The sequence below is a fragment of the Sanyastnella coralliicola genome, assembly GCF_030845195.1.
In the GTDB taxonomy this organism is placed as follows: Bacteria; Bacteroidota; Bacteroidia; order Flavobacteriales_D; family Sanyastnellaceae; genus Sanyastnella; species Sanyastnella coralliicola.
Window position 1 is genome coordinate 3,047,161 of record NZ_CP132543.1, and the last position, 26,920, is coordinate 3,074,080.

Annotated in this window: 17 protein-coding genes; 11 read left to right on the forward strand and 6 right to left on the reverse strand. The window is 45.9% G+C overall.

Annotation, left to right across the window (positions count from 1 at the left end):
- Positions 1–52 precede the first annotated feature (52 nt).
- The 6 genes from RA156_RS12725 (at position 53) to RA156_RS12750 (ending at position 8,549) form a co-directional block, all read left to right on the forward strand.
- Positions 53–802, forward strand: coding sequence for an MbnP family protein (locus RA156_RS12725; RefSeq protein WP_306640569.1), 750 nt, complete (start codon positions 53–55; stop codon positions 800–802).
- Entirely contained in the window at positions 799–1,833 is a 1,035-nt protein-coding gene (locus RA156_RS12730) for a cytochrome-c peroxidase (protein WP_306640571.1), read from the forward strand. The genes RA156_RS12725 and RA156_RS12730 overlap by 4 nt, the downstream gene beginning before the upstream one ends.
- Before the next feature lie 25 nt (positions 1,834–1,858).
- Positions 1,859–2,962, forward strand: a complete 1,104-nt coding sequence (locus tag RA156_RS12735; protein ID WP_306640573.1) for a cytochrome-c peroxidase — start codon at positions 1,859–1,861, stop codon at positions 2,960–2,962.
- Between the two features lie 391 nt (positions 2,963–3,353).
- On the forward strand, positions 3,354–4,907 hold the full coding sequence (locus RA156_RS12740; RefSeq protein WP_306640574.1) for a hypothetical protein: 1,554 nt from the start codon (positions 3,354–3,356) through the stop codon (positions 4,905–4,907).
- Positions 4,908–5,558: 651 nt separating this feature from the next.
- The gene (locus tag RA156_RS12745; RefSeq protein ID WP_306640576.1) at positions 5,559–6,752 is read left to right on the forward strand and encodes a T9SS type A sorting domain-containing protein; all 1,194 of its coding nucleotides are present in this window, start codon (positions 5,559–5,561) and stop codon (positions 6,750–6,752) included.
- A 255-nt stretch (positions 6,753–7,007) separates the two neighbouring features.
- The gene (locus RA156_RS12750) at positions 7,008–8,549 is read left to right on the forward strand and encodes a T9SS type A sorting domain-containing protein (RefSeq protein WP_306640578.1); all 1,542 of its coding nucleotides are present in this window, start codon (positions 7,008–7,010) and stop codon (positions 8,547–8,549) included.
- Positions 8,550–8,821: 272 nt separating this feature from the next.
- Here the strand turns inward: RA156_RS12750 and RA156_RS12755 are convergent, their stop codons facing one another.
- The 6 genes from RA156_RS12755 to RA156_RS12780 all read right to left on the reverse strand — a co-directional run bounded on the left by RA156_RS12755 (position 8,822) and on the right by RA156_RS12780 (position 15,666).
- Positions 8,822–10,951: a tail fiber domain-containing protein gene (locus tag RA156_RS12755; RefSeq protein WP_306640580.1), complete on the reverse strand. Its 2,130-nt coding sequence runs from the start codon at positions 10,949–10,951 to the stop codon at positions 8,822–8,824.
- Between the two features lie 17 nt (positions 10,952–10,968).
- Positions 10,969–11,991, reverse strand: a complete 1,023-nt coding sequence (locus RA156_RS12760) for a T9SS type A sorting domain-containing protein (protein ID WP_306640582.1) — start codon at positions 11,989–11,991, stop codon at positions 10,969–10,971.
- Positions 11,992–12,346: 355 nt separating this feature from the next.
- Positions 12,347–12,793 carry a hypothetical protein gene (locus tag RA156_RS12765; RefSeq protein ID WP_306640584.1) on the reverse strand — a complete coding sequence of 149 codons (447 nt, stop codon included), beginning with the start codon at positions 12,791–12,793 and terminating at the stop codon, positions 12,347–12,349.
- The gene (locus RA156_RS12770) at positions 12,790–13,737 is read right to left on the reverse strand and encodes a hypothetical protein (RefSeq protein WP_306640586.1); all 948 of its coding nucleotides are present in this window, start codon (positions 13,735–13,737) and stop codon (positions 12,790–12,792) included. The genes RA156_RS12765 and RA156_RS12770 overlap by 4 nt, the downstream gene beginning before the upstream one ends.
- 449 nt (positions 13,738–14,186) lie before the next feature.
- Entirely contained in the window at positions 14,187–14,624 is a 438-nt protein-coding gene (locus tag RA156_RS12775; RefSeq protein WP_306640588.1) for a hypothetical protein, read from the reverse strand.
- Positions 14,625–14,643: 19 nt separating this feature from the next.
- The gene (locus RA156_RS12780; RefSeq protein WP_306640589.1) at positions 14,644–15,666 is read right to left on the reverse strand and encodes a T9SS type A sorting domain-containing protein; all 1,023 of its coding nucleotides are present in this window, start codon (positions 15,664–15,666) and stop codon (positions 14,644–14,646) included.
- A 506-nt stretch (positions 15,667–16,172) separates the two neighbouring features.
- Here RA156_RS12780 and RA156_RS12785 point away from each other — a divergent pair.
- The 5 genes from RA156_RS12785 to RA156_RS12805 all read left to right on the forward strand — a co-directional run bounded on the left by RA156_RS12785 (position 16,173) and on the right by RA156_RS12805 (position 26,227).
- Positions 16,173–17,708 carry a T9SS type A sorting domain-containing protein gene (locus RA156_RS12785; RefSeq protein WP_306640590.1) on the forward strand — a complete coding sequence of 512 codons (1,536 nt, stop codon included), beginning with the start codon at positions 16,173–16,175 and terminating at the stop codon, positions 17,706–17,708.
- Positions 17,709–18,024: 316 nt separating this feature from the next.
- Positions 18,025–18,489, forward strand: coding sequence for a YkgJ family cysteine cluster protein (locus RA156_RS12790; RefSeq protein ID WP_306640591.1), 465 nt, complete (start codon positions 18,025–18,027; stop codon positions 18,487–18,489).
- A 164-nt stretch (positions 18,490–18,653) separates the two neighbouring features.
- Positions 18,654–23,666, forward strand: coding sequence for a PKD domain-containing protein (locus RA156_RS12795; protein WP_306640593.1), 5,013 nt, complete (start codon positions 18,654–18,656; stop codon positions 23,664–23,666).
- Positions 23,667–25,226, forward strand: a complete 1,560-nt coding sequence (locus RA156_RS12800) for a TolB-like translocation protein (protein ID WP_306640595.1) — start codon at positions 23,667–23,669, stop codon at positions 25,224–25,226.
- Positions 25,223–26,227 (forward strand): PorP/SprF family type IX secretion system membrane protein, encoded by a 1,005-nt coding sequence (locus tag RA156_RS12805; protein ID WP_306640597.1) that lies wholly within the window; start codon positions 25,223–25,225, stop codon positions 26,225–26,227. Before RA156_RS12800 ends, RA156_RS12805 begins: the two co-directional genes overlap by 4 nt.
- Positions 26,228–26,920 lie beyond the last annotated feature (693 nt).

Below are 26,920 nucleotides of genomic sequence, written 5' to 3' on the forward strand. Positions count from 1 at the left end.
ACAGCTTCGGGCAAATGCCGTTGAGATTGTAACAGATACAGAAACTTAGAAGATGATGAAGCACGTAATGATGTTGGCGCTGGCTGCAGCGATGATCACTTTTATCGGGTGTGAAGATCCGGAACCTATTGAAGGAACTCTTCGCCTGGGCGCAAAAGCGATGTACGATGGAAACTCAATGATTATTGGAGATGTCTACACAGACAACAATGATCGTCCGATTAACATCGAACAGTTCCGAACCTACATCTCAAGTATGAAGGCGGTGAAAGATGATGGAACCATCGTGCACATCAAGGCGATAGATCAAATCAACTTTGCGGAGAGCTGGTTCTTCGATGCGACGCTTCCTGCAGGAGATTACTCTGCGATTACCTTCGGAATTGGTGTTCCAGAATCAATCAATGCAGATCAAGATCCGGCACAGTACCCGAACGATCACGTACTTGGCTTCACCGGAAACAACGGTATGTTCTGGTCGTGGAACTCTGGCTACATCTTTACCAAATTTGAAGGAAAAACTGCCTTGGACGGAGATGAAAACAGCATGACGGATCCATACGCATTCCACGTGGGTACCGACAACTTTTACGAAGAGTTCACTTTCAATGTAGACTTCGAAATTGATGAAGCGCGTACCGATGTCGACATAATCTTCAACTGTGAGCAATTCCTTGAAGGCACGGATGACTCTATTGATCTAGCGACAGACAACATCACGCACACCGCAGATAATATTCCGTTGGCGGAACGCTTTATGGCGCTCTTCCGCGACGGCATCAATGTGGAGCTAGCGAATTGAAAAAATGGTCGGCATACCTCGTGCTTGGTCTTGTAGCGTTTATTGCTTGCAAGGAAGAACGCGTATTGCCTGATCAAAATGCAGAAGCCGACTTCGAATATATCGAAGTGGAGACACCAGCAGGTTTTCCGGCCATCGATTACCCGATGGAAAACAGACCGACCACAGAACGCATCGAACTGGGGCGACTCCTATTCCACGATGCGCGATTGTCACGTGACAATACCGTGAGCTGCGCTTCGTGTCACTTGGCCAGTCATTCATTTGCAGACAATGAGGCACAGAGCGTGGGTGTGGACGGATTACGCGGTGATCGAAATGCACCTTCATTAGCCAACGTCGCATACCATCCTTACTTCTTTATGGATGGAGGAGTACAGACCCTCGAACGCCAAGTCATTGCACCCTTAGACAATGTCCTTGAAATGGATCACGACATCGTTGAAGTCAGCGATGAACTGGCCCAAGATGAATTACTCAACACTCTTGCGCAAGCCGCTTATGGAAGAAACCTCGATCCTTTCGTATTGACCCGATCGATTGCCGCTTACGAGCGTACATTATTGTCTGGTGATAGTCCGTATGACCGCTATTTGCAGGGTGATCAATTCGCCTTGACGGCGGAAGAAAAAGCGGGCATGGAGTTGTTCTTTTCAGAACGCACCCAATGCGGCAGTTGCCACAGCGGATTCTTGTTGACAGATTTCAGCTTCAACAACATTGGGTTGGAGGAAGAATACCTAGACAAAGGACGTCGCCGCGTATCTGGGGATGAATCAGACAACGGCAAGTTCAAGACACCGAGTCTTCGTAATGTCGCCTTAACGGCACCTTACATGCACGACGGAAGTCTTCGAACCTTGGAAGAAGTGATTGATCATTTTAACTCAGGCGGTGTCGACCACGACCTGAAAGACGATCGCATACAACAACTAAACCTCACCGAAGAGGAACAGTCTCAACTCAAAGCATTTTTATTGGCACTGACGGATAAGTCGTTCGTGACCGAGGCTTTGACTGCAGGAAACTGATTCTCTGTAGATTTGTAATAGCACTATGCAACGACGCATTCTACATATCGTACTGGCATTTATCGGGATTACTATCACGATGGCCAGCTGTAAGCATGACATTCCAGAAGTGGAAGAAGAGATTGTGATGGTTGGGACTCCTTACAATTTGGAGATCCCTCCATTCTTCCCTCCGATGGACATCCCTGCAGACAATCCATTGACCGTGGAAGGTGTAGAATTGGGTCGTCACCTTTTCTGGGAGGTAGCCCTTTCAGGAGACAACACGATGAGCTGTGGTTCATGCCATTTCCCGGAACATTCCTTTTCTGACCCTGCACAATTTAGCGTCGGCATCACTGGAGCTGTCGGCACACGCCAATCAATGGCCCTACTCAACCTCGGATGGGCCCGTGATTACTTCTGGGACGGGCGCGCACCAACGCTCGAAGAGCAAGTACGCGAACCGATTCCGAACCCAATTGAAATGAATCAGTCGTGGGAAGACGCCCTCGAAAAGCTGCGCAATATTGACGCCTACCCGCCGATGTATGCCGATGCCTTTGGAACAACCGAGATCACTGAAGACCGCACCGTTAAAGCCATTGCTTCTTTCTTGCGCACCATGATCTCAGCTAATTCGAAGTTCGATCAGTGGCGCCAAGGCGACTACATCATGACCGACAGCGAATGGCGCGGTTACGAGCTCTTCAACAAAGAAGGCGGTGACCCCGAAGAAGTTCAAGGCGGCGAATTCGGAGCAGACTGTTTCCACTGCCACGTAGAGGCCGGACTACAGTTCACAGACTACCTCCCCCACAACAACGGACTCGACAGCATCTTCACCGACCTCGGCTACGGTGGTGTCACAGGAAATCCACTGGATTACGGGAAATTCAAAACCCCATCACTGCGCAACGTAGAACTCTCAGCCCCCTACATGCACGACGGTCGTTTCGAGACCCTCGAAGAAGTCATCGAACACTACAATTCCGGCGGTGTCGCTTCCGAAACAGTAGACCCGTTCATGAAGTACACCACAGGCGGCCTCTCCCTACCACCCCAAAGCAAGGAGGACTTGATCAATTTCCTAAAGATGCTCACGGATACGAGCTTCACGACGAACCCTGATTTTCAGAATCCGCACTAGACGGTAGACGGTAGACGGTGGACGGTGGACGGTGGACCGGAAGAATAAATAATGAATTTGAATAGTGAATGGTGAATTGAAGGTACTCCCCGAAAGTTCATTATTCAGTATTCATTAGTTATTAATCATTATTCGAGGAGGTACGTGGTTCGTGGTTCGTGGTTCGTGGTTCGTGGTTCGTGGAGACTAATCATCCTATCCGCCTCAGGCGGACTAATCATGCTTTCAGCCTACCGCATACCGCATACTGCCTACCGCCTACAAATAGGGTAAACCTCACTCTCTCTGTATGATTATTAGATATCGTAAATCGATGCTGTTGATTTAACTCACCGGAAGACATTTTCGAAATCTTATTGCCAATCTAATCATCTGACAAACTCCATCTGCTATGAGAATCGCCCTCTCTCTCACATTCTTGTGCGTTGTTCAATTGCTTAGTGCTCAGTATAAAGGTGACGACTTTTGGTTTGCATTTGTTCCGCAACCGGAAGATGAAGCCGATAGTGAATTATCCTTAATTATTGGTTGTGACGAAGAAACCGTCATTGACATTTCTGCCCCTCACTTGCTTTGGGACACAACTCTCACTGTTGACGCGAATTCAATCGAAGCGTTTGTCTTCCCCAATGATTTATTGCTTGACGAATATGACGGAGCATCAGTCTCCATGAATGGAATTCACGTAAATAGTTCAGCACCTATTTCCTTGCAGACAGGATCTAGTTACTCCTACAATGCAGGAAGTGTCAATTTATTTCCGTCTAGTTTAAACGGGCAACACTATATCCACGAAAAGTGGAATGGTGCGGCCATTGGAAGTGAAAGTACTCTTCTGATGGTAGCCAATGAAGATGATACTCAAGTATCCGTATTGCAGACTGATGGTTTCAACAACGAAGAACAAATCTTCTTTTTGGAGGAAGGGCAAGTTGGATATGTGCACTTAGAATATCAGGAGTATGATTGGTTTGAGGTCGACGCGAACCATCCAATCAGCGTATACTCGGTAGCCAGTTGCGTTCAACTTCCTGTTGGGTGTGGGGCATGTGACTTAGTAGCCTATCAAAATCGTCCGAATCAGCTTTCAGGACTAGAATTCATTGTGACAATGCCTCTCGGATCATCGTCGACCGGATACAGCGTGCAAGCAACGCAAGACGACACATTTGTCCAGATTGGAGATCAATTTTTCGTGCTACAACAAGGCGAATCATATTCAGAAACAACAGAGGAATCAACGCTTGTTATCTGTTCAGACCAACCTATTCAAGTCAAGCAACATTATAGCGGCACAACCTGCGCTGGATTTGGTGATCCTGAGTCGTTCTTTCTTCCGGATATGACTATTGGCTTCAGTGAGGCAACCTTTGTTATCGAGGAACAAGTTGACTACGACGACCAACACGCGATCCATGTATTAGCATCCACTGACCATTTGGATGAGATCTTCCTCAATGGGCAGCCAATCGATAACAACGAATTTTCAGCTACTGAGAATCCCGACTATTCATACGCAGAACTACCGGTACCTCCCGGGAGTTACTCAATAACTTCCAGTGAACCATTCCAAGCTTGGTCTTATTGGATGGATTTCGCAATTTCCTTTCAAAGTTATCCTGGCAGATACACCTTGTCTGAGGGTATCGGATGCACAGATCCACTGGCCTGTAATTTTAACCCCACAGCGTCGATCGATATTGGTAACTGCGAATACGCAGCACCCTTTGCCGATTGTAACGGTAATTGTCTCTTTGATTTAGACCTAGATGGAAACTGTGAAGGTACTCTCGGAGATTTCTTAGAAGACGGTCAGGTCAACATTGAAGACCTCCTAGAAATGCTCAACTTCTTTGGCTGCACAGAACCACAATGTCCAGGAGATCTAAATCAAGACGGAATCACCAACGTACAAGACTTGATTGCCTTTCTAACGCTTTTGTAGCGGAACAATGGTAAATGACTAATGGTGAATTGAACGGGTGACCCAACAGTTCATTATTCAGTATTCATTAATTATTAATCATTATTCGAGGGGGTTATTGGTTATTGGTTATTGGTTATTGGTTATTGGAAACTAATCATCCTATCCGCCTTAGGCGGACTAATCACGCTATCCGCCGCAGGCGGCCTAATCACGCTATCCGCCGCAGGCGGCCTAACCATGCTTTCAGCATACCGCATACAGCCTACACTTAAGCCTTAAGCCATAAGCCCTACGCCCAAAACATTCCCTAACTTTAGGTCTACCGTTTTGAAATCATTCATTAACATAATATTCTGTCTGCTGACCTGCATATCTGTGCATGGTCAGCAGACTTTTAATAAAAACTATGCGCTTGGCACCAACTCTCTTGCTTTTGGTCTAATTGAGACAGAAGAAGGATATCTTGTGACCTGTGATGTTGTAGATTCAATTCACACAAATTTCATTATTAAGCTTAACAAACAAGGCGAAATTGAATCGCTGAACGAATATTCAAACTCTCTTAGTATCGAAGGGCACTATTATCGAACATTCAGGAGACATAGAGATGATTTAATCCTAGATGTCTCGTTCTCGATAAATGAGGAGAACAAATACGAAAATCACTTGATGTGGTTTTCACTAGATGGCGAATTAGTAGAATTTACTTCCGAACAGAGTCCCTACTATTATGATGATCCAACTTCGGTCTGGGATATCCCTGATGCCTATAGGACGTTCGGTCTGACTACAGACGACCATTATAACATTTACACAACAGCATATTTGAAGCATCCATGGGTCAAAGTATCAAAATATGACAAATACGGTAGTGAGATTTGGAGTAGACAATTCTCAAGCAACTTCGGAGCTGACCAGCCTCAAATTGGTTCCATATCCTATCAAGACAATCTCATCTACTTTGGCAAATTGGAACTCTCACAAAATTTCGAAAATCACAACTCCATTATAATCCTTGATAGTGAAGATGGATCATTAGTTGACTCGATACCAATTTCTGAAAACAGACCTGTCCAGGACATATTTATACACTCAAACTCTGACATCTTTCTTCCGATGACCTATTGTGATAACGGCTGCTACTCTTCTATCCTGGCTATAGACTCAACTGGAACAGAAAAGTGGCAGCTCACATATGGAGATGGAACGTTCTCTGTATTTGACGCATGTTACAAAATCATACCTCAGAAGGATGGAACTTTTGTTAGCATCGGAGATTTCAATGCGATAGCTACTGACAACATAGAGCTAAACGGAAATTGGAATAATGATGTGGTTCTTTTCAAGTTCAATGATCAAGGCGAGGAAATTTGGAATCGAAAATTCCGACTCATTCAAAGCCCGGAAGATGACCATGTCGTTGCCGATATTATCCAAACATCCGACAATGGCTTTGCTTTCTGTGGTTACACCGCCAACTTGGATCCAGAAAGCGTATCCTTCGAACTTCCTTTTCAAAGAATGTGGCTTGTCAAAACAGACCCCTGCGGCTGCCTCATCCCTGGATGTGACCCAGATTGTAACGCCTACCCCATGGCACCTATTTCTGAGGATGATTACCTCATCCTTGGTCCTTCGCCTACTACTGGGCCATTAAACGTTTACCTCAAACCCCTCGAAGATCCAAACCTCGAACTGCTAGTTCATGACATGACGGGCAGAGTCATCCACAGCATCTCTCAAGCACAAACTGACATCACCTACATGATGGATCTATCAAATCAGGCAGAAGGTGTCTATTTGGTGACACTCCGCTCTGAGGAAAAGGTGTTGCAGATGGAGAAGGTGGTGGTTACTCGATAGAGTAATAAATAATGAATTTGAATAGTGAATGGTGAATTGAAGGGGCACCCAGAGAGTTCATTATTCAGTATTCATTAATTATTAATCATTATTTGAGGGGGTTTTTGGTTTTTGGTTTTTGGAAACTAAACATGCTATCCGCCGCAGGCGGACTAATCATGCTTTCAGCCTACCGCATACAGCCTACCGCCTACACTTAAGCCTTAAGCCATACGCCCTACGCCCAAAACATTCCCTAACTTTAGGTCTACCGTTTTGAAATCATTCATTAACATAATTCTTTGTCTGCTGACCTGCATCCCCATGTATGGTCAGCAGACTTTTAACTTCCGATATCCCTTAACGAATGCAGGAGTATCACACGGATTAATCCAACTCGAGGACGGTTACCTTATTTCAGGTGATCTTTTCGATGAGATCCGGAACTACTCGTTAATCAAATTGAATAGCTCCGGAGAAATACAATGGATCTCTGAGTTCTCGGATTCTCTTGATGTACGAGGCCGTTTTCTAAGAACTTTTCAAAAGACGAATAATGACTTAATCCTTGATGTTGCATATTCGATAAATGAGGATGACAAACATGAAAATCATCTACTGTGGTTCGACTACCATGGAAATCTCATCCGGCACACTTCGGAGATCAGTCCTTTTTACTACGACGAACCTACTTCAAACTGGGATGTCCCAGACTGGTATAGAACTGTTGGACTAATTCAAGATGACGATGGATTTATTTATTCGGCGTCTGTTTTGAAATACCCTTGGATTAAGATCTCAAAACATGACTCTTTGGGACAGGAAATCTGGACGGAGTTTTTCAGGGGTGATCTTTCTGGGAATCAAGCCGGAATTCGGGCCATTACTTTGCTTGAAAACCAATTGTTTTTTAGTAAACAAGAACTTTCAACAGACAATGGGGACTTTAACTCGCTAATCGTATTGAATAAAGCAGATGGTGAACAAGTGGACTCAATCCCGCTCCCACATAGATTTGAGATTAAAGACATTCATGTAAACTCACCTTCGGATATATTTCTAGCTACAACATTTTGCAGTGAAAGCGATTGTTACTCAGCAGTTGTGGCTATAGATGATGAAGGTGAAGAAAAATGGAGACTTACCTATGGAGATGGGCAGCCCACTTCTTGGACTGAGGCGGCTTATAAAATCCTACCCCAGGAAGACGGCAATTTTGTTTCCATCGGAGACTATCATGAAACTGTTACAGAAAACGTCGAAGAAGAAGGATACTGGAATAATTACATCGTACTCTTCAAATTCAACGACCAAGGAGAAGAAATTTGGAACCGAAGGTACCGACTGGTTGAAAGCTATGACGATCGCCACGAAGTAGCTGACGTAATCCAAACATCTGACAATGGCTTTGCATTCTGCGGCATCGCATCCGACCTAGACTTAGAAAACGAAAACTTCGAAGCCCCGGCTCAACAAATCTGGGTCGTCAAAACCGACCCCTGCGGATGCCTCATCCCTGGGTGTGACCCCGATTGTAATGCCTACCCCATGGCTCCTGTTGCCGAGGATGATTACCTCATCCTTGGTCCTTCGCCTACTACCGGGCCATTAAACGTTTACCTCAAACCCCTCGAAGATCCAAACCTCGAACTGCTAGTTCATGACATGACAGGAAGGGTCATCCACAGCATCTCGCAAGCACAAACTGACATCACGTACATGATGGATCTATCAAATCAGGCAGAAGGTGTCTATCTGGTGACACTCCGCTCTGAGGAAAAGGTGTTGCAGATGGAGAAGGTGGTGGTTACTAAGTAGACCGTGGACCGTGGACTGAGGACCGGAAGAAGAATAAAAAATGAATTTGAATAGTGAATGGTGAATTGAAGGTACACCCAGAGAGTTCATTATTCAGTATTCATTAATTATTAATCATTATTTGAGGAGGTTATTGGTTATTGGTTATTGGTTATTGGAAACTAATCATCCTATCCGCCGCAGGCGGCCTAATCATGCTTAGAGCCTACTGCCTACTACAAAAAAGGAAACCCCCAATCTTGGAGGCTTCCGAAAAGAATATCTAGAAATTCTTATAGCTTTATTGCCTTCTTCACCATCTCAACACCATCTACCGTTAGCGCGTAGTAATAGATTCCTGAAGAAACGTTCGTCGCATTCCACTCAACTGAGTAGTCTCCTGGAGATGCTTGTCCTTCAAAAATTACATCAACGATCTCACCCATTTGATTATACACCATGATCTGGGCAGAACAGGCGCACCCAATTGAGTAGTTGATTCTTGTTGTAAACTGGAATGGATTTGGGTAATTCTGCTGAAGTTCGCTTTTGAACTTTTCTTCCATTTGAATTTCGAATTCCGAGTTATCCATTGATTTCACATCAGATTGACAACACGCCTCCACCATTGACATTAACTCATTGATTTGTTGTTGTTGGTTGTCAATTATTGACTGCTGCTCTTGTGTAGCTTTAATCAACATAGGGATCATCGCTGTGTAATTCACTCCTAGATGCTCCATGCCTTCACTAATTACTTCTCCTGTATCAGGGTCTGTAAGAGTTGGCTTCTCTGCTTGGGTCACGAGATCCGGAGCTATTTCTTGGAGCTCTTGTGCCATGACACCATATTGGACGGTTTCTGGAAAATTGAATGATGGGTACTCTTCTGTTTTGAAGTTGTAGCGCTTCGGACTGATTTGTAACACAGTTTCCAAGCCAGGAACCTCATCGCTCACATTTTCCTTGAATGTGGCATCCGAAACGTTAATTACCGGTGCGTTGGTCCAAACAGGCCCAGCAAACCAGCCAGCGATCAATCCTTCGCCGTAAACACCAACAAACTGATTTCCTGGTGTACCTCCAAGTGCCAGTCCAGCAACTCCAATCGTGTGATCAGTCCCAGATTGTGCCTGACCTAGGACACCAATTACTTTTTCACCTGCAACTACACGAGCAGTCACACCGTGATTTGTGGATTGCGTTGCTACACCTTGGCTTTCTACGCGAACACCTCTTGAGATTGCTGTACCGGCATCAGCGTTTGCGGACACCCAAATAGAATTAATTTCATTCCCTCCTATGGTCTCAATTCTAGCATTCGTGTTAAGACCATCAGCAGTGTTGGCTTGGAAAGAATGAAACTTGCCAGTCGGAACATCTAAACCAACGCCAACTCGTCCTTCATTACATGCTCCTACATAGCCCATGACAAGGTCTGCAGAACCTCCATTGTCAATCTCATTCCATTCGCACAAGTCGTCTCCATTAACCCATGTTCCATCACCCGCAAGAAAATCAGTGTCATTGCCCGTGAACTCCAAATAGTCTAATGCGTAATCACCTACCTCGGTTTGCTGAATCCCCGTAATCAAGGCATCTGGCGTTAGCCCTGGCATGATGCGTAAGCGTGCCGTTCCTTCCACATCTAACTTCTCTGTAGGAAGGCCTTCTGTCGGATCAAAGCCAACAGCCATATTCCCCGTTGGGATCACGTGGAAATGACCCAAATTGCTGGTCTGTAGATCGGTGTAGAGGTCGTTAATCGGACCATAGTCGTAGGTAAGCCTCAACTGAGGATCACTACTATCATCCCACACTTCCAGTGCCCACACAGGCTGGTCATCATTGCTAAACAACGTACCGATTCCTGTATGTCCTTCAGAAGTCATACGAGCAACCTCAAGGATTCCTGGACCCGTACCAGTTGACCAGTTAAACGTCAGGTTATCTGGGCCGTTCTGAGATGTAATCGAGTTGTCACCCCAAGCAATCACAGCATCGGTAACATCATCCCCGATTCTACGGGGTCCGACATACATCATGTCTTGATTATGGGTGAATAAAATCCCGTAGCGCATCCAATCTCTAAAGCCTAGTTGCTCAGGGAATCCATTGGGGTTATTTCCATTAAGATGAAGCTGTGTAAATGGAGACTGAAGCCCTAAATTGAAGAAAGTTGGATCTTGGCTCAGACCAAGAAATCCATTTCGATTATAGGTATATGTATTGACGGTTATGTTTCCACTATCCATTAAGCGCAAATGCGGATCCCCATCTGTTATAACTGTAACAGGCTGACCGTTGTTAGCTCCTAAACGATCTAATGGACCAAGTACATTGCCACCAGTATTCCAGTCTTGGCTAAATGTAATTGAAGGAAAACATAGAATAATTAACACTAATATTTTCGGATATCTCATAATCAAACAATTACGATCTACCACTTCAAAATCCTCTCAATATATTCTACATTATTTTCGAAATAAATGACGATTAAATAGAAACCCACATCCAAATTTGCTGTATTGATTCGATTATCGAATTTCGAATTAATCAAATCCCCTTCCAAAACAACTACACCTTTCGCATCATAAATCTGGAAAGTTTCAGCACCAAAACCGTTAACAGTTAACGAACTCTGAAAGGGATTTGGAAAAACCCTCACCCTTTCAACAATATCTTCAGAAACAGAAACGGGCGTTTGACCTATGTAAACATCGTCGATATAATAATATGCATCATCATCAAAATGATTCTCATCAATTACATCGGAAGGAATCGCGTTGATTGTTGGTGTTTCAGAATTTGGAATAAAATTCCCTATATACAAATATCGCTCTCCACCCTGGGCAACATACTCCCACTGAAGAAGAGTCCAATCATCTTTTTCATCAATAAAGTTACTAGGGGTATTTGAAAGAGATGCAGCCACCGGGATCGTTGAGTTTAACCCAGAGTATTGGCTTAACAATGAGTCAACTAGGAGAACCTGAATAGCACTTGTCGCTTTTGATGACCTCTCCGCCAAGCTAAGGTAAAATCTTATATAATAGACTTCACCTTCATTCAATACATCCTGAAGCTCTACAGCTAAATACTCAGACCAATCATTCCACGCTTGCGGTCCTGGCGAATAAGGTAAAAACCCAGCGTAACCATCACCACTTCGTGGTTCTTGGCATCCAAAGGCGCTTACAGGCACTCCAAATAGCCACGGATCTAAAGTTTGATTTTCAGGGTAAGGACAATCATCGTCCAGAACTACCGTGCAACGATGATATACATCAGGAGTTGCCATCGTAGCGCTAAACCAAGGTGGAGCATCATCTAATTCCCCATAATTCGGATCACACTCATCGCGCTCTTCGAAACTCGAATTCGGGACTAAATTATCCACTTGTGCTCTCAGAGAACAAACTACTAGCAGAAAAACGAGAGAAATACTGAAGCGATAAATCACTTATATAAATATCATTAATTCGATTGGCATACGGAGGCCAATTTTCTCCTGCACTTTCGCAGCATACGCGCATTGCATTAGGTTATTCCCTAAGTTAATGAAGATGTTCTTGTTTCGCTCGCCTACAAGCGAACTAAATCGGGGGTAGAATCGGTAGACCGTGGACCGTGGACTGTGGACCGGAAGAAGAATAAATAATGAATTTGAATAGTGAATGGTGAATTGAACGGGTGACCCAGCAGTTCATTATTCAGTATTCATTAATTATTAATCATTATTCGAAGAGGTTCGTGGTTCGTGGTTCGTGGAGACTAACCATCCTATCCGCCTGAGGCGGACTGATCATGCTTTCAGCCTACCGCATACTGCATACCGCCCATACATCTGTAACATCATCCCCAATTCTACGGGGTCCGACATACATCATGTCTTGATTATGGGTGAATAAAATCCCATAGCGCATCCAATCTCTAAAGCCAAGTTGCTCGGGAGCGCCATTAGGGTTGTCACCGTTGAGATGAAGTAAGGTGAAAGGTGATTGAAGCCCTAGATTGAAGAAGTCAGGGTCTTGGCTTAGTCCAAAGAAACCTGCTCGGTTGTACGTGTAGGTATTAACGGTGATGTTTCCATTGTCCATCAATTTGGCTCTGTTGATATCATTGGTCCGGAAATCTATAGCTTGTGCGGCATCAAAGCCGAGAAATTTATTTCCTCCAGGAACATTATTCGCTGTGGTGGATTGTGAATACCCTATCGAGCAGATCAAGAGTAATGTAAGGGTTAAAAAGAGATACTTTCTCATTGTAAAAAAAGCTTGCGTGATATAACCTCTTCCCCGACTACAGCTTGAACAATAACAATTCCATTTGAAGGTAAATCCTCAAATATCACCGATGAATCATTAGACTCTCGGTGACTTAGGAGTTTACCTTCTACAGTATAAACGGAAATCAGAGAATCTTTTCCGTCTAACCCTGAGATCATCAACTGACCAGTAGAATAGATGAAGTTCAAATCCAATGAAGAGGATTCTACAACATTCACCGGGTAACAAGACGGGAATTCACTCTTCTGTACGCAGATGGCATCGATATAGTAGAAAGCAACAGCATATCCTGAAGAGTTAATGTTCCATACTTCGGTGTTCTCGTCATCAAAGAAGTTCCCAAAGGCGATGTAATCATATGGTTGATCAGCTGTGAAGAAAACTTCAAGGGTCAACCAATTGGTCTGATCTATCACAAGGGTATCGATGTTGAAGTGAGCAAAGTTATCTGGCTGCAGCTCATTTAATTGGTCATAATCAGGGTCTTGAAAGAATCTGAAGCCGATATTATTCGTCGCTGCTAGATTACCAGATTTCAGGCCGCCATCGACGAAAGATATTGAGAACTCAATTCTATATTCTTCTCCCACTTCAAGCGGACTTGTCAAAGCTGTAGCCATATACTCCCTAGATTCATCAATGGTCTCGTATGTTATAAAACATGCGTAAGCCGAACCATGAAACGCCTCTTGAGAACCCCATGCATTGTCGGGTACACCTGCATTAACCTCCCCACATTCATGAAAGAAATCAGGAGTCAACTGCCATGTCTCCCACGGAAGACAGTTTGTAGCTAACTCAGTTGTTGATACAGGACAGTCTATAAACTCCTCAAAGCTCCCATTAGGAACGAGGTTTTCTTGGGTATAGACATGAAGGCTAGTGGCTCCAAAAGCCAGTAACAGAAGGAAGCGGTACATCACTTGTTTATTTCAAAAAATTAGCGCTGTTAGCATAAGGACACTAACAATCCCTGCACTTTCGCAGCATACACGCATTGCATTAGGTTATCTCCTAAGTTAATGAAGATGTTCTTGTTTCGCTCGCCTACAAGCGAACTAAATCGGGGGTAGAATCGGTAGACCGTGGACCGTGGACTGTGGACCGGAAGAAGAATAAATAATGAATTTGAATAGTGAATGGTGAATTGAACGGGTGACCCAGCAGTTCATTATTCAGTATTCATTAATTATTAATCATTATTCGAAGAGGTTCGTGGTTCGTGGTTCGTGGTTCGTGGTTCGTGGAGACTAATCATACTATCCGCCTCAGGCGGACTAATCATACTATCCGCCTCAGGCGGACTAATCATGCTAACCGCCGCAGGCGGCCTAACCATGCTATCAGCCTACCGCATACAGCCTACTGCTTACACCCCATCAGTAACATCATCTCCAATTCTACGGGGTCCGACATACATCATATCCTGATTATGGGTGAATAGAATCCCGTAGCGCATCCAATCTCTAAAGCCTAGTTGCTCAGGGAATCCATTGGGATTATTTCCATTAAGATGAAGCTGTGTAAATGGAGACTGAAGCCCTAAATTGAAGAAAGTTGGATCCTGGCTCAGACCTAGAAATCCATTTCGATTATAGGTATATGTATTAACAGTTATGTTCCCATTATCCATTAGACGAAGATGTGGGTCTCCGTCGGTTATCATTGAAACAGGTTCGCTATTGTTTGACCCAAGTACATCTGTTGGACCAACAAAATTCCCCCCAGTTTGCCATTGAGCTTCTGCTACTTGGGTAGTTAATAATATTACACTGAGACAGAGTAGGTATTTTATTTTTTGAAACATTTGTTCTCATTGTTACAACCTACCGCTTCAAAATTTTCTTCTTTATTATCTCTCCGTTATCAAGTTGGAGAAGGCAGTAATATATCCCTGAAGATAGACCCTCTGTTTTTACGTCTACTGAATTCATAGGAAAAGGAAGTAATACTTGCTTCACTAACTTGCCTAATCCGTTATAAATGACAACTTGCTCAATATTCTTCCCAGTGATCTTCAGATTATTCTCAACTGGGTTAGGAAAAAGAGCGAATTCTGTATTTTCTTCTTGCCAAATTGATAACGGTGTTTGACCAACGTAAACATCATCTATGTAATAGTAAGCCATATTCTCATAATGGCCTTCATCAATAACATCAGAGGGGATAGCATTAATTGATGGAGTGTCTTCATTCGAAGTAAAGTTCCCTATATACAAGTACTGCTCATCTCCATTAGCAATGAACTCCCATTGCAATAGAGTCCATTCATCTTTGTCATCAATATACGTTTGGATATCATTAGCCAATGAAGGCAAGATTGGAAGGGTAGTGTTAGTAGCGCTGTACTCCTCTATATTGTCAGGGGATAATAACACATGAATTGAGCTTATCGCTCTCGAAGACCTCTCCGCAAGTGATAAGTAAAACCGAATATGATAGACTTCACCTGCAATTAATGGTTCAAGCAGTTGTGTTTCCAAATATTCCGACCAATCGAGCCAATCCGACTCTGAAGGAGCATAAGGAATAAACCCACCATAGCCCATACCTGAGTGAGGGGATTGACACCCAGGACCATTTGTAGGGACTCCCACTATCCAAGGATCAAGCACTTGGCTTTCTGGATACGGACAGGGATTATCATTGACGATTGTACATTCATGAAATACATTTGGGGTCGCCATCGTGGGTGACTTCCAAGGGGGGGCATCATCTAATTCCCCATAATTGGGATCACAGTCGTCACGCTCTTCAAATCCTGGATTAGGAACAAGATTGTCCTCTTGAGCTTGAACTGAAGTAATCGTTGCGATAAATAATAAAAAAGAAAAGAAGCGGTAAGCCACGATTTCAGATATTAATATTTAACTCTATTGGCGATAAGGAAACCAATAAACCCTGCACTTTCGCAGCATACGCGCATTGCATTAGGTTACGTCCTAAGTTAATGAAGATGTTCTAGTTTCGCTCGCTTATAAGCGAACTAAATCGGGGTAGAATCGGTAGACGGTGGACCGTGGACCGTGGACCGTGGACCGTGGACCGGAAGAAGAATAAATAATGAATATGAATAGTGAATGGTGAATTGAAGGTGCACCCCGAGAGTTCATTATTCAGTATTCATTAATTATTAGTCAATATTCGAAGTGGTTATTGGTTATTGGTTATTGGTTATTGGTTATTGGTTATTGGAAACTAATCATGCTATCCGCCTCAGGCGGGCTAATCATGCTAACCGCCGAAGGCGGCCTAACCATGCTTTCAGCCTACCGCATACAGCCTACCGCCTACACTTAAGCCTTAAGCCCTACGCCCTACGCCCAAAACATTCCCTAACTTTAGGTCTACCGTTTTGAAATCATTCATTAACATATTAATCTGTCTGCTGACCTGCATATCTGTGCATGGTCAGCAGACTTTTAATAAAAACTATGCACTTGACACCAACTCTCTTGCTTTTGGTCTAATTGAGACAGAAGATGGATATCTTGTGACCTGTGATGTTGTAGATTCAATTCACACAAATTTCATCATTAAGCTTAACAAACAAGGCGAAATTGAATCGCTGAACGAATACTCAAACTCTCTTAGTATCGAAGGGCACTATTATCGAACATTCAGGAGACATAGAGATGATTTAATCCTAGATGTCTCGTTCTCGATAAATGAGGAGAACAAATACGAAAATCACTTGATGTGGTTTTCACTGGATGGCGAATTAGTAGAATTTACTTCCGAACAAAGTCCCTACTATTATGATGATCCAACTTCGGTCTGGGATATCCCTGATGCCTATAGGACGTTCGGTCTGACTACAGACGACCATTATAACATTTACACAACAGCATATTTGAAGCATCCATGGGTCAAAGTATCAAAATATGATAAATACGGTAGTGAGATTTGGAGTAGACAATTCTCAAGCAACTTCGGAGCTGACCAGCCTCAAATTGGTTCCATATCCTATCAAGACAATCTCATCTACTTTGGCAAATTGGAACTCTCACAAAATTTCGAAAATCACAACTCCATTATAATCCTTGATAGTGATGATGGATCATTAGTTGACTCGATACCAATTTCTGAAAACAGACCTGTCCAGGACATATTTATACACTCAAACTCTGACATCTTTCTTCCGATGACCTATTGTGATAACGGCTGCTACTCTTCTATCCTGGCTATAGACTCAACTGGAACAGAAAAGTGGCAGCTCACATATGGAGATGGAACGTTCTCTGTATTTGACGCATGTTACAAAATCATACCTCAGAAGGATGGAACTTTTGTTAGCATCGGAGATTTCAATGCGATAGCTACTGACAACATAGAGTTAAACGGAAATTGGAATAATGATGTGGTTCTTTTCAAGTTCAATGATCAAGGCGAGGAAATTTGGAATCGAAAATTCAGACTCATTCAAAGCCCAGAAGATGACCATGTCGTTGCCGATATTATTCAAACATCCGACAATGGCTTTGCTTTCTGTGGTTACACCGCCAACTTGGATCCAGAAAGCGAATCCTTCGAACTTCCTTTTCAAAGAATGTGGCTTGTCAAAACCGACCCCTGTGGCTGCCTCATCCCTGGGTGTGACCCAGATTGTAACGCCTACCCAATGGCACCTGTTGCCGAGGATGATTACCTCATCCTTGGTCCTTCACCTACTACGGGGTCATTAAACGTTTACCTCAAACCCCTCGAAGATCCAAACCTCGAACTGCTAGTTCATGACATGACAGGCAGAGTCATCCATAGCATCTCGCAAGCACAAACTGACATCACATACATGATGGATCTGTCAAATCAGGCAGAAGGTGTCTATTTGGTGACACTCCGCTCTGAGGAAACGGTTTTGCAGATGGAGAAGGTGGTGGTTAGTAAGTAGACCGTGGACTGTGGACTGTAGACCGGAAGAATTATAAATAATGAATTTGAATAGTGAATTGAAGGGGTGACCCGGTAGTTCATTATTCAGTATTCATTAATTATTAGTCATTATTCGAGGGGGTTATTGGTTTTTGGTTTTTGGTTTTTGGTTTTTGGTTTTTGGTTTTTGGTTTTTGGAAACTAATCATGCTATCCGCCGCAGGCGGCCTAACCATGCTTTCAGCCTACCGCATACTGCATACAACCAACACTTAAGCCTTAAGCCATACGCCATAGGCCTAAGGACATAGTCCATCGTTTCCTACCTTCGCACCATGCCCCGCAAACCCCACCCCACCAAAGACCTTTTCAAGCAACTAAAACGTGTGAAGGATCGTGAATTGGATTCCTTGTTTCATGAGGCGCATGAGGAGGTGTTTGCGGTGACTGACTGTCTGGAATGTGCAAATTGTTGCAAAACAACGAGTCCGATTTTTAGGGATCGGGATATTGATCGACTGGCGAAACGGTTGCGGGTGCGTCCTTCTCAGTTTATTGATCAGTACTTGCGGATGGATGAGGATAACGACTATGTCTTGAAGTCTTCTCCTTGCGCCTTTCTCAATGAAGACAATACGTGTAGCGTGTATGAAGACCGTCCGCTGGCGTGCCGAGAGTACCCGCATACGGATCGGAAAAAGATGTCGCAGATCCTTGATCTGACCTATCGAAACACCATGGTTTGTCCTGCTGTGGAACACATTGTTGAGAAAATCAGAAAACGCCTACAAGCGAGGTAACTTCATCAGGGTAAATTTGAATGACAGTTGGATTGTCCCATTTTGGGTAGCATTCCACGATTAGTTGGTCAAAACCCTATAAAAAGCGTATCCATTTGCCCGATGGTTACGTAGACCTATGCATGGGAAGTGCAAGGAAAACCATATTCCACCCTTGGCTTGTCGTGCTGCTGTTATTGCCGACGCTGAACATGTTCAGCCAGTGCCCGGAAGTCTTCGATTTCTTCGGAAATACCGTTGACAACCCGTATTGGTATGATTGTTCAGGCGGAAACTACACGCTCAATCTGCAATCTCCAGACGACTGGGGAGAGTACACAATTGATTGGGGTGATGGTAGTCCGGTAGAAACAGGAGCATCATGGACATCGCCTACGCCGATACCTCACGTGTACACGGCCGTAGTCGACACATTCATTGTGACCATTTCTGAAGTCAACACTGGCTGCTCCCTCGAAGGAGTCGTCGTGATGGAAGAGGCTACCAGCGCCTCCATCCAAATCCCGATTGGTGGATTGACTCAGGCCTGTGCGCCGCAGGAAATGGAGTTCATCAACTCTTCAACGAACGTATCAGAAACCACCGTATTTACGTGGGATTTTGGAGATGGATCTCCGCCTTTGACCTTCGACTATACCAACTGGAACGAGGTCATTTCGCATGTCTATCAGCAAAATACCGTCGACTGTGAAACCGAGGTCTCGCTGAGTGCGGAGAACTATTGTAACACCATCCAAGGAGGGGCCAGCGAAGCTACCTTCAACCCGATTCGAATCTGGGATTTGGATGAAGCAGCAATCACAGCTTCCGCCACGGTCCTTTGTTACCCAGACACCACGGTGACTTTTACAAATACCACCGAACGAAACTGCCTCTTCCAAGGAAACATCTACCAGCGTTACGAATACTGGAACTTTGGAGACTACTGGGGTGAAGGAACCGACTCGATTATCGACTGGACCCCTTGGCCACCAACCTTCCCGAACACAGTGGCCTACCCAGGAATTGGAACCTATGAAGTGCAGCTGCTCGACAGTAACTTCTGTGGAATCGATACTGCGAATTTGACGATTACGATTGTGCCTCCTCCGGTGGCTGATATCGTAGCAAGTGAAGACACGATCTGTGTGGGTGAGCCAATCACCTTCTTCCAGCAAGCTACCGGTGGTGCCGATCAGTACCAGTGGAACTTCGATGATGGCATCGGATGGCTTCCAACCGGTGGTGGGAATATCACTTATGTCTTCAATACCCCTGGAACATACAACGTCTGTAGCGCTGTAGGCATTCAATCTGCCAATGGCGGATGTGCGGATACCGCCTGCGTTGAAGTGGTTGTTCTTCCTTCGCCAACAGCAAACATCGGCTTTGACAACCTCAATGGTTGTGATGCCTTGACGGTGAACTTTGAAGACCTCTCCGTAGGCTCAACGAACTCTACGTGGACCTTCGACGTGGCCCCATTTACCTTTAATGGAGCGAACCCTCCTCCAGTGGATTACAACTCCCCTGGAACCTATGTGGTGAACCTCCTGGTTGAAGGATTGAACGGATGTCTTGACAACGACCAAGAGCTCGTCAATGTCTATCAATCCCCCCAGGCCGACTTCCTCGCAGACAATGTCTGTGAAGGGACAGAAGCTGAATTTACCGACTTGACCATTCCTGATCCAGGTGATCCTATCACCGGGTGGCAATGGGATTTTGGTGATGCGGGAACCGCGTTTGATCAAAACCCAACGCACGTCTATGCCAACACAGGCAGCTACGATGTGACCTTGAATGTCAATACCGCCAACTGTTCTTCTTCGGTGACCTATCCGATTGAAGTGGAGCCGGCGCCGATTCCGAATGTCACAGCTGACCCAACGGAAGGATGTTCACCACTCGAGGTGACCTTCACGAACAACACAACGGGAGCCGCTTCATTCCAATGGAACTTTGGCGACAACAATGGTAGCAACGATCAGAGTCCGACGCACGTATTCCAAAACTTGACGCAGACTGACACCACCTACACGGTGGTCATGAGCGCCTTCTCAACCTTTGGATGTGCCTCCACAGACACGCTCTACATTACGGTGTACCCTGGTGCACAAGCTTCGTTCACAGACAACAGCAACCCTCCGGGATGTGCGCCATTTGACGCCGTGTTCATCAATACTTCGGTAGGGGCAGACAACTATTTCTGGGACCTAGGCGATGGCTTTACGACGACCGATGAAAGTCCGACCCACACCTACGTGAATGAGACTGGTTTCGTAGAGACCTTCGACGTGACCTTGATTGCCTATGCGAACAATGGTTGTCACGATACCACCATGACGAGTGTGATCGTCTACCCAACAGCGAATTTTGATTTTGAGTTGACACCAGATTCGGCGTGTAGCCCATTGGTGGTGACCATGCCATTCATTCAAGGAGTCAACGAATACGATTGGAACTTCGGTGATGGCACAGGATCTACGTTCCCAACGCCTACGCATATCTGGGAGAACTTTAGCACAGACCCTGCTGAATACACGGTGACCTTGATTGGTACCTCAGCCTTTGGTTGTGTGGATACAGCAAGCACGGATGTATTCATCAATCCGCAGCCGCTGGCTCAATTTGCGACCGACATTAACGCGGGCTGTTCGCCATTGACCATTCAATTGGAGAACATGTCGATCCAAGCTGATAGCTATCAGTGGGTCTATGAACCAGGAGACACATCTTACACCGATGCCCTGGCGCACTCGCACACCTTTGTCAATCTGACAACGGAAACAATTACCTACCAGGTTGAATTGACAGCGATTTCAGATGACGGCTGTACCCATACGTTCGTGGTTCCAGTGGATGTCTACCCTGAAGTTCAAGCTTCCTTCGAAGACCCTGGAGATGGTTGTCATCCGTATGCGGTTGACTTTAACAACACGACCATCAACGGTGACGACTTCCAATGGGATTTCGGAAACGGATTGATTGCCTTAACGGAAGATGCAAGTTCGATTTTCCAGAACCCATCGGCTATTGACTCCACGTATACCGTGCAGCTCTACGCCACGTCAGATGATGGATGTTCGAACCTATTCGCACTCAACCTCGTGGTTCATCCGCAGCCAACCGCTTCGTTTGATATGAGTTGGGATGAAGGGTGCCATCCTTCACCGGCCATCTTAACGAACAACAGTACCCTCGCCACAGAATTCCTTTGGGATTACGGCGATGGTTTCCAAAGCGACACGGTGGCGGTAGAACATGCGCATACCTTCTCGAGCACTTCGGGAGACCCGGTGACCTACACGGTTTCATTGACGGCGATCACGGAATTCGGATGTACAAATGTTGACACTGCTCCGTACACCGTATTCCCTGATGTCACGGCTGCTGCAACGAGCATCGCGAGTGGATGTTCTCCGCTCGAAGTAACCTTCAGCAATCAATCGCTCGGTGCTTCGCAAGGCTTTGAATGGGAGTTTGGTGACGGCGGCATGTCGAACCAGAACAACCCTACGCATGTCTTCATCAATGAAACAGGTCAAGACACGATCTACAATGTGCAGTTGGTAGCAGAGTCTATCTATGGTTGTACTGACACGACCTACATTCCTATTGAGGTCTTCAATACACCTATCGCTATCGCGGAATTGGACACTACCATTGGTTGTTACCCAGTAGATGCGGTCTTCATCAATAACTCCACCGGAGCTGATAGCTACCAGTGGGTATATGGAACAGGTGAAGTCAGCGATACAGCGGCCGTAGAACACACCCATACCTACTACAACCTGGGCAGTTCTCCGGTGATTTATAACATTACACTCAACGCATTCACAGCAAGTGGATGTCAAGCTTCAGACGACCTCAGTATCGAGATCTTGCCACTGCTACAAGCAGATGGTGGTGGGAACCTTCAAGGATGTAGTCCGTTGACCGTTGAGTTTGAAAACTACAGCCAAGGAGCCCTTTCTTACGAATGGCAGTTTGGTGATGGCGACTTCACCAACGTGGCGGAGCCAACCCACACCTACGAGAATGAAACTACAGAAGATGTGGTCTTCGAAGTAATGCTCGTAGCTAACTCATTCTTCGGATGTGCTGATACTACCTTCATGGATGTGGTTGTTTTTGCCACGCCAATGGCAGACTTCAATGCACAACCTGAGGTGCAAGCTTTCCCGAATTCGATTGTCCAACTTGGTAACGAGAGTGTGGCTGGAGATGTGGCAACGTACAGCTGGGACATGGGCAATGATGTCATCTTAGAGGGTGAAGATCCTGGTCCGTACGACTACGGAACATGGGGAACCTTTACCATCGAACTTCTCGTAAGCAACGGTTTCTGTGCGGACACAGCCATGCGTACCATCGAAATCACTCCGCCTCCACCAGAGGCTGGCTTCCTTGGTCCGGCAGAGGGTTGTGCGCCATTGACTGTGAACTTCCAAGACTTAAGTGACTACGTTGTCGGTTGGCAATGGGACTTTGGAGACGGAGGTGAAGCCAACGTTTCTGATCCAGTTTACACGTATTACCAGCCGGGAATTTACACGGTGACCTTGACGGTCGAAGGTATCCTTGACGGAACTTCAGATGTGGCAGTGCAAGAGGCATTGATCAATGTTTACCCAACTGCGGTGGCGGCCTTCACGGTGACTCCGCAAGAGGTATCGGTTCCTGGTGATCCGGTGTATACGATCAACCTTTCTGAAAATGCCAGTACTTATTTCTGGGATTTTGGTGATGGTGCCACTAGCGTGGACACGAACCCGATTCATTATTACCAAGAAGAAGGAATCTACACGATTTCCCTCACAGCGAACAACCAGTACAACTGTCCTTCAACTTACGTGTTTGAAGATGCCGTATATGCAGAATCGGATGCCTTTATAGACTTCCCGAATGCCTTTACGCCAAACTTGGCTGAGGCGAGCGATGGTTTCTATAACCCGGCGAACTTTGACAACGACATTTTCTTCCCAATGCAAACGGGAGTGATTGAATACCAACTACAGATCTTCAATAAGTGGGGCGAAATGCTCTTTGAAAGTACCGACGTCGCCATGGGCTGGAACGGTTACTACAAAGGCGAAATCTGTAAACAGGATGTATACGCTTGGAAGGTGAAAGCCCGATTCTCCAACGGCGAAGAAATCATCAAAGCTGGAGACGTAACCCTTTTGATAAAGTAAATGAAAGCCACCCTGATTACCATAGCATGTTTCTTCCTCCTTCTCGCCACACAGGCGCAAGAGGGCTGGGGACGTCGTGAGCGTCAGGCGTTCAAGGATGCAGACTTTGCATTCTATCAGGGAGATTATGGCTTGGCGTATGACAACCTCGAAAAGCTGTACAAGGTTGATAGCACCTACCTACCTGTTCAATACGAACTAGGAGTCATCCTACTCGATTGGAAAAACGATAAGAAGCGCGCATTGGAAATGCTGAGCGTTCCTGCGCTAGCAGATTACAAAGAAGCATGGTTCCCATACGGAAGAGCCCTTCACCGCAACATGCGTTTCGAAGAAGCCATTGATTGGTTCAACCGATACCTTTCAAGCGGCGACGAAGCACATGATTACCGTGAGGTGCAACGCCACATTCAGATCAGCAAACGCGCCATCGAGGCCATCAGCGACCCCGTAGATGTCAGCATCAACAACCTCGGACCGAAGGTGAATACAGAGGCCAAAGAGTACGTTCCGTTGGTAACGCCTGACAACCGCCAGCTGTACTTCACGAGTCGTCGTGGCGACAGCACGGCACGCTTGAAAGACCCTAACGGGGAATACTTCGAAGACATTTACCAATCAACGACGGGTCCGCAAGGATGGGCGGAGGCTGTGAACTTGGGACAACCAATCAACAGCGAAACCCACGATGCCACGGTAAGTATTACGGCCGATGGCAAAACGATGATCTTGTACCGTACCAACCGAAACTTGACGGGAGGTGACTTATACATCACCAACTTGAAAAACGGAAAGTGGACGGATCCAAAGAAGCTTCCAAATCAGATCAACTCTGATTACCAGGAAGCCTCGGCTACCCTCTCCCCTGACAAACGCATGCTGATCTTCAGTAGCAATCGTCCGGGTGGATACGGTGGAAAAGACCTCTACCGCGTGAAAATGCTCCCGAACGGCGAGTGGAGTCTCCCGCGAAACTTGGGTCCATCGATCAACACCCCATACGATGAAGATGCACCACACCTCGACGTAGACGGACTCACCCTTTACTTCGCATCGCAAGGACATTCAACCATCGGAGGCTACGACCTCTTCCGCGTGGAGATGATGGAAGGTGAAACATGGAGTGTACCTGAGAACCTCGGTTTCCCAGCGAATACAGTAGACGATGATATTTTCTTGTCGCTCGACGCCGGTGGACGAAGAGGCTACTTCTCTTCTGCTCGTCCGGGTGGTTTTGGTGAGCAAGACCTTTACAGTATTGACTTCATTTACCGTCAGCAGCAGACCTTGGTGATTCAAAGTGAAGTGCGTTCGATTAACGGTCTTCCGTTGAGCGCTGTGATCACTGTAATTGATGAAAAGACACGCGAAGTTCAAGGTATCTACCGTAGCAATGCGAATACCGGGAAATTCATCTTGGTGATCAACCCACTGACCAGCTATAAGGTGGTGGTGGAAAGTCAAGAATATGAAACCGTGAGTGATGAACTCTTCTTCCCTTTCCCTGAGGAAGACGAAGACGAGATCAAGATTGCTCCTTATATGCTACGCCGGAAATGAGAAGGTTGATCATTGCCATATCATTCCTGGTAGGACTGTCTGCTTCCGCGCTAGCGCAAGACACGCAGTTCACGCAATTCTACGCGGCACCAACCTACATGAACCCAGCGTTCGCAGGTACCACGGTGCAAAGTCGTTTGAGCGCCAACTACCGCAACCAATGGCCAGCCATTCCTGGTGCCTGGGTCGCATACAACGCGTCATACGACCACTATGTACCAGAATTCAGCAGTGGATTCGGACTCATTGCCACCCGCGAACAAGCCGGTACCGGAGCACTCCGAAGCACTACCGTTGGTTTGCAATACGCCTATGAAATCCAGTTGAATCGTGAGTTGTACATCCGTCCTGCCCTGCAGTTCTCGTACAGCAATCGAAACATCAGCTTCAGCAACCTCACTTTCAGTGACCAGTTGATTCGCGACAATGCCGCGACTACCTTGGAGGATGTTCCTGAACCGATCAACTTCTTCGATATGGGTACAGGGGTGTTGTTGTACAGTCCGAAGTATTGGATTGGCGCAGCGATTCACCACTTGAACCAGCCGAACGAAAGCATCTACCCAGACAAGACATCTTTGATCCCACGTCGTCTATCCCTCCACGGAGGATACCGCATGAAGGTGGGCAAAGGCGGCCTCTACCGCAAGCAAGGAAACGCGATGCTTTTCGCTTTCAACTACCTCCAACAAGCAGAATTCAGTCAGCTCGACCTCGGAGCCTACCTCGAACTTGAACCGATCGTCATCGGCCTCTGGTACCGCGGACTCCCAGGCATCAAGAGCAACAATTACGGCTACATCAATCACGACGCCATCGCCGTGATGCTCGGCTACGGTACCCACCAATTCCGATTCGGGTACAGCTATGACATCACCCTCTCCCAGCTCAGCCTCGGCATGACCGCAGGATCTCACGAGCTCTCCATGGTCTACGAATGGGCAAACAAACGCAACGGAAGACTGGGGAAGAAGAGGATTATTCCGTGTGCGAAGTTCTAACCGTAGGCTGTAGGCCGTCAATAAAACGGGCGCTACCCCCATACCACCGAGAGGGACGGATAAAATCCGTCCACCCAAAGAACCACCTTGACAGTTAAGGGCACGCATGCGTGCCCCGAGAAGGACGGATAAAATCCGTCCACCCAAAGAACCACCTTGACAGTTAAGGGCACGCATGCGTGCCCCTAAAAGACGGATGCCATCTGATCGCATCGCCCACGGTGCAATCCCTACCAAAGAACAGGTATAAAGAGAAGGCTTCACCTTGCGCAGCCAAAATCGGACGCCGGACGCCGGACGTCGGGCAAATCCCAGACCCAGATGGATTTCATCCATCTCTACATTTCACTCTATCAACATCAAAAACAAAGGCGCATAAATGCGCCGCTAAAGGACTAGAAGAATAATAAATAATGAATCGTGATTAGTGAATGGTGAATGTGCTCTGAGCCCGAGTTCATTATTCTTTATTCATTCTTTATTAATCAAAGCGGCTGCGCAAGGCGCAGCCAAATTCGGACGCCGGACGCCGGACGCCGGACGCCGGGGTAAAACATGCCTTAGGCCATATGCCCAATTCCCATTTCGCCATTTAGCCTTTTCGCCAGTTCGCCCTTAAAAAAACGGACGCCGGATGCCGGACGCCGGACCCCCCAGGCCGTAAGCCATAGGTCTCGTTAAACCGAAAAACCT

What these genes read in the sequence shown, in the direction of transcription:
- RA156_RS12725 (WP_306640569.1), top strand. Translation starts at nt 53, where the DNA reads ATGATGAAGCACGTAATGATGTTGGCGCTGGCTGCAGCGATGATCACT.
- RA156_RS12735 (WP_306640573.1), top strand. Translation starts at nt 1,859, where the DNA reads ATGCAACGACGCATTCTACATATCGTACTGGCATTTATCGGGATTACT.
- RA156_RS12740 (WP_306640574.1), top strand. Translation starts at nt 3,354, where the DNA reads ATGAGAATCGCCCTCTCTCTCACATTCTTGTGCGTTGTTCAATTGCTT.
- RA156_RS12745 (WP_306640576.1), top strand. Translation starts at nt 5,559, where the DNA reads ATGTGGTTTTCACTAGATGGCGAATTAGTAGAATTTACTTCCGAACAG.
- RA156_RS12755 (WP_306640580.1), bottom strand. Translation starts at nt 10,951, where the DNA reads ATGAGATATCCGAAAATATTAGTGTTAATTATTCTATGTTTTCCTTCA.
- RA156_RS12765 (WP_306640584.1), bottom strand. Translation starts at nt 12,793, where the DNA reads ATGAGAAAGTATCTCTTTTTAACCCTTACATTACTCTTGATCTGCTCG.
- RA156_RS12770 (WP_306640586.1), bottom strand. Translation starts at nt 13,737, where the DNA reads ATGTACCGCTTCCTTCTGTTACTGGCTTTTGGAGCCACTAGCCTTCAT.
- RA156_RS12775 (WP_306640588.1), bottom strand. Translation starts at nt 14,624, where the DNA reads ATGTTTCAAAAAATAAAATACCTACTCTGTCTCAGTGTAATATTATTA.
- RA156_RS12790 (WP_306640591.1), top strand. Translation starts at nt 18,025, where the DNA reads ATGCCCCGCAAACCCCACCCCACCAAAGACCTTTTCAAGCAACTAAAA.
- RA156_RS12800 (WP_306640595.1), top strand. Translation starts at nt 23,667, where the DNA reads ATGAAAGCCACCCTGATTACCATAGCATGTTTCTTCCTCCTTCTCGCC.
- RA156_RS12805 (WP_306640597.1), top strand. Translation starts at nt 25,223, where the DNA reads ATGAGAAGGTTGATCATTGCCATATCATTCCTGGTAGGACTGTCTGCT.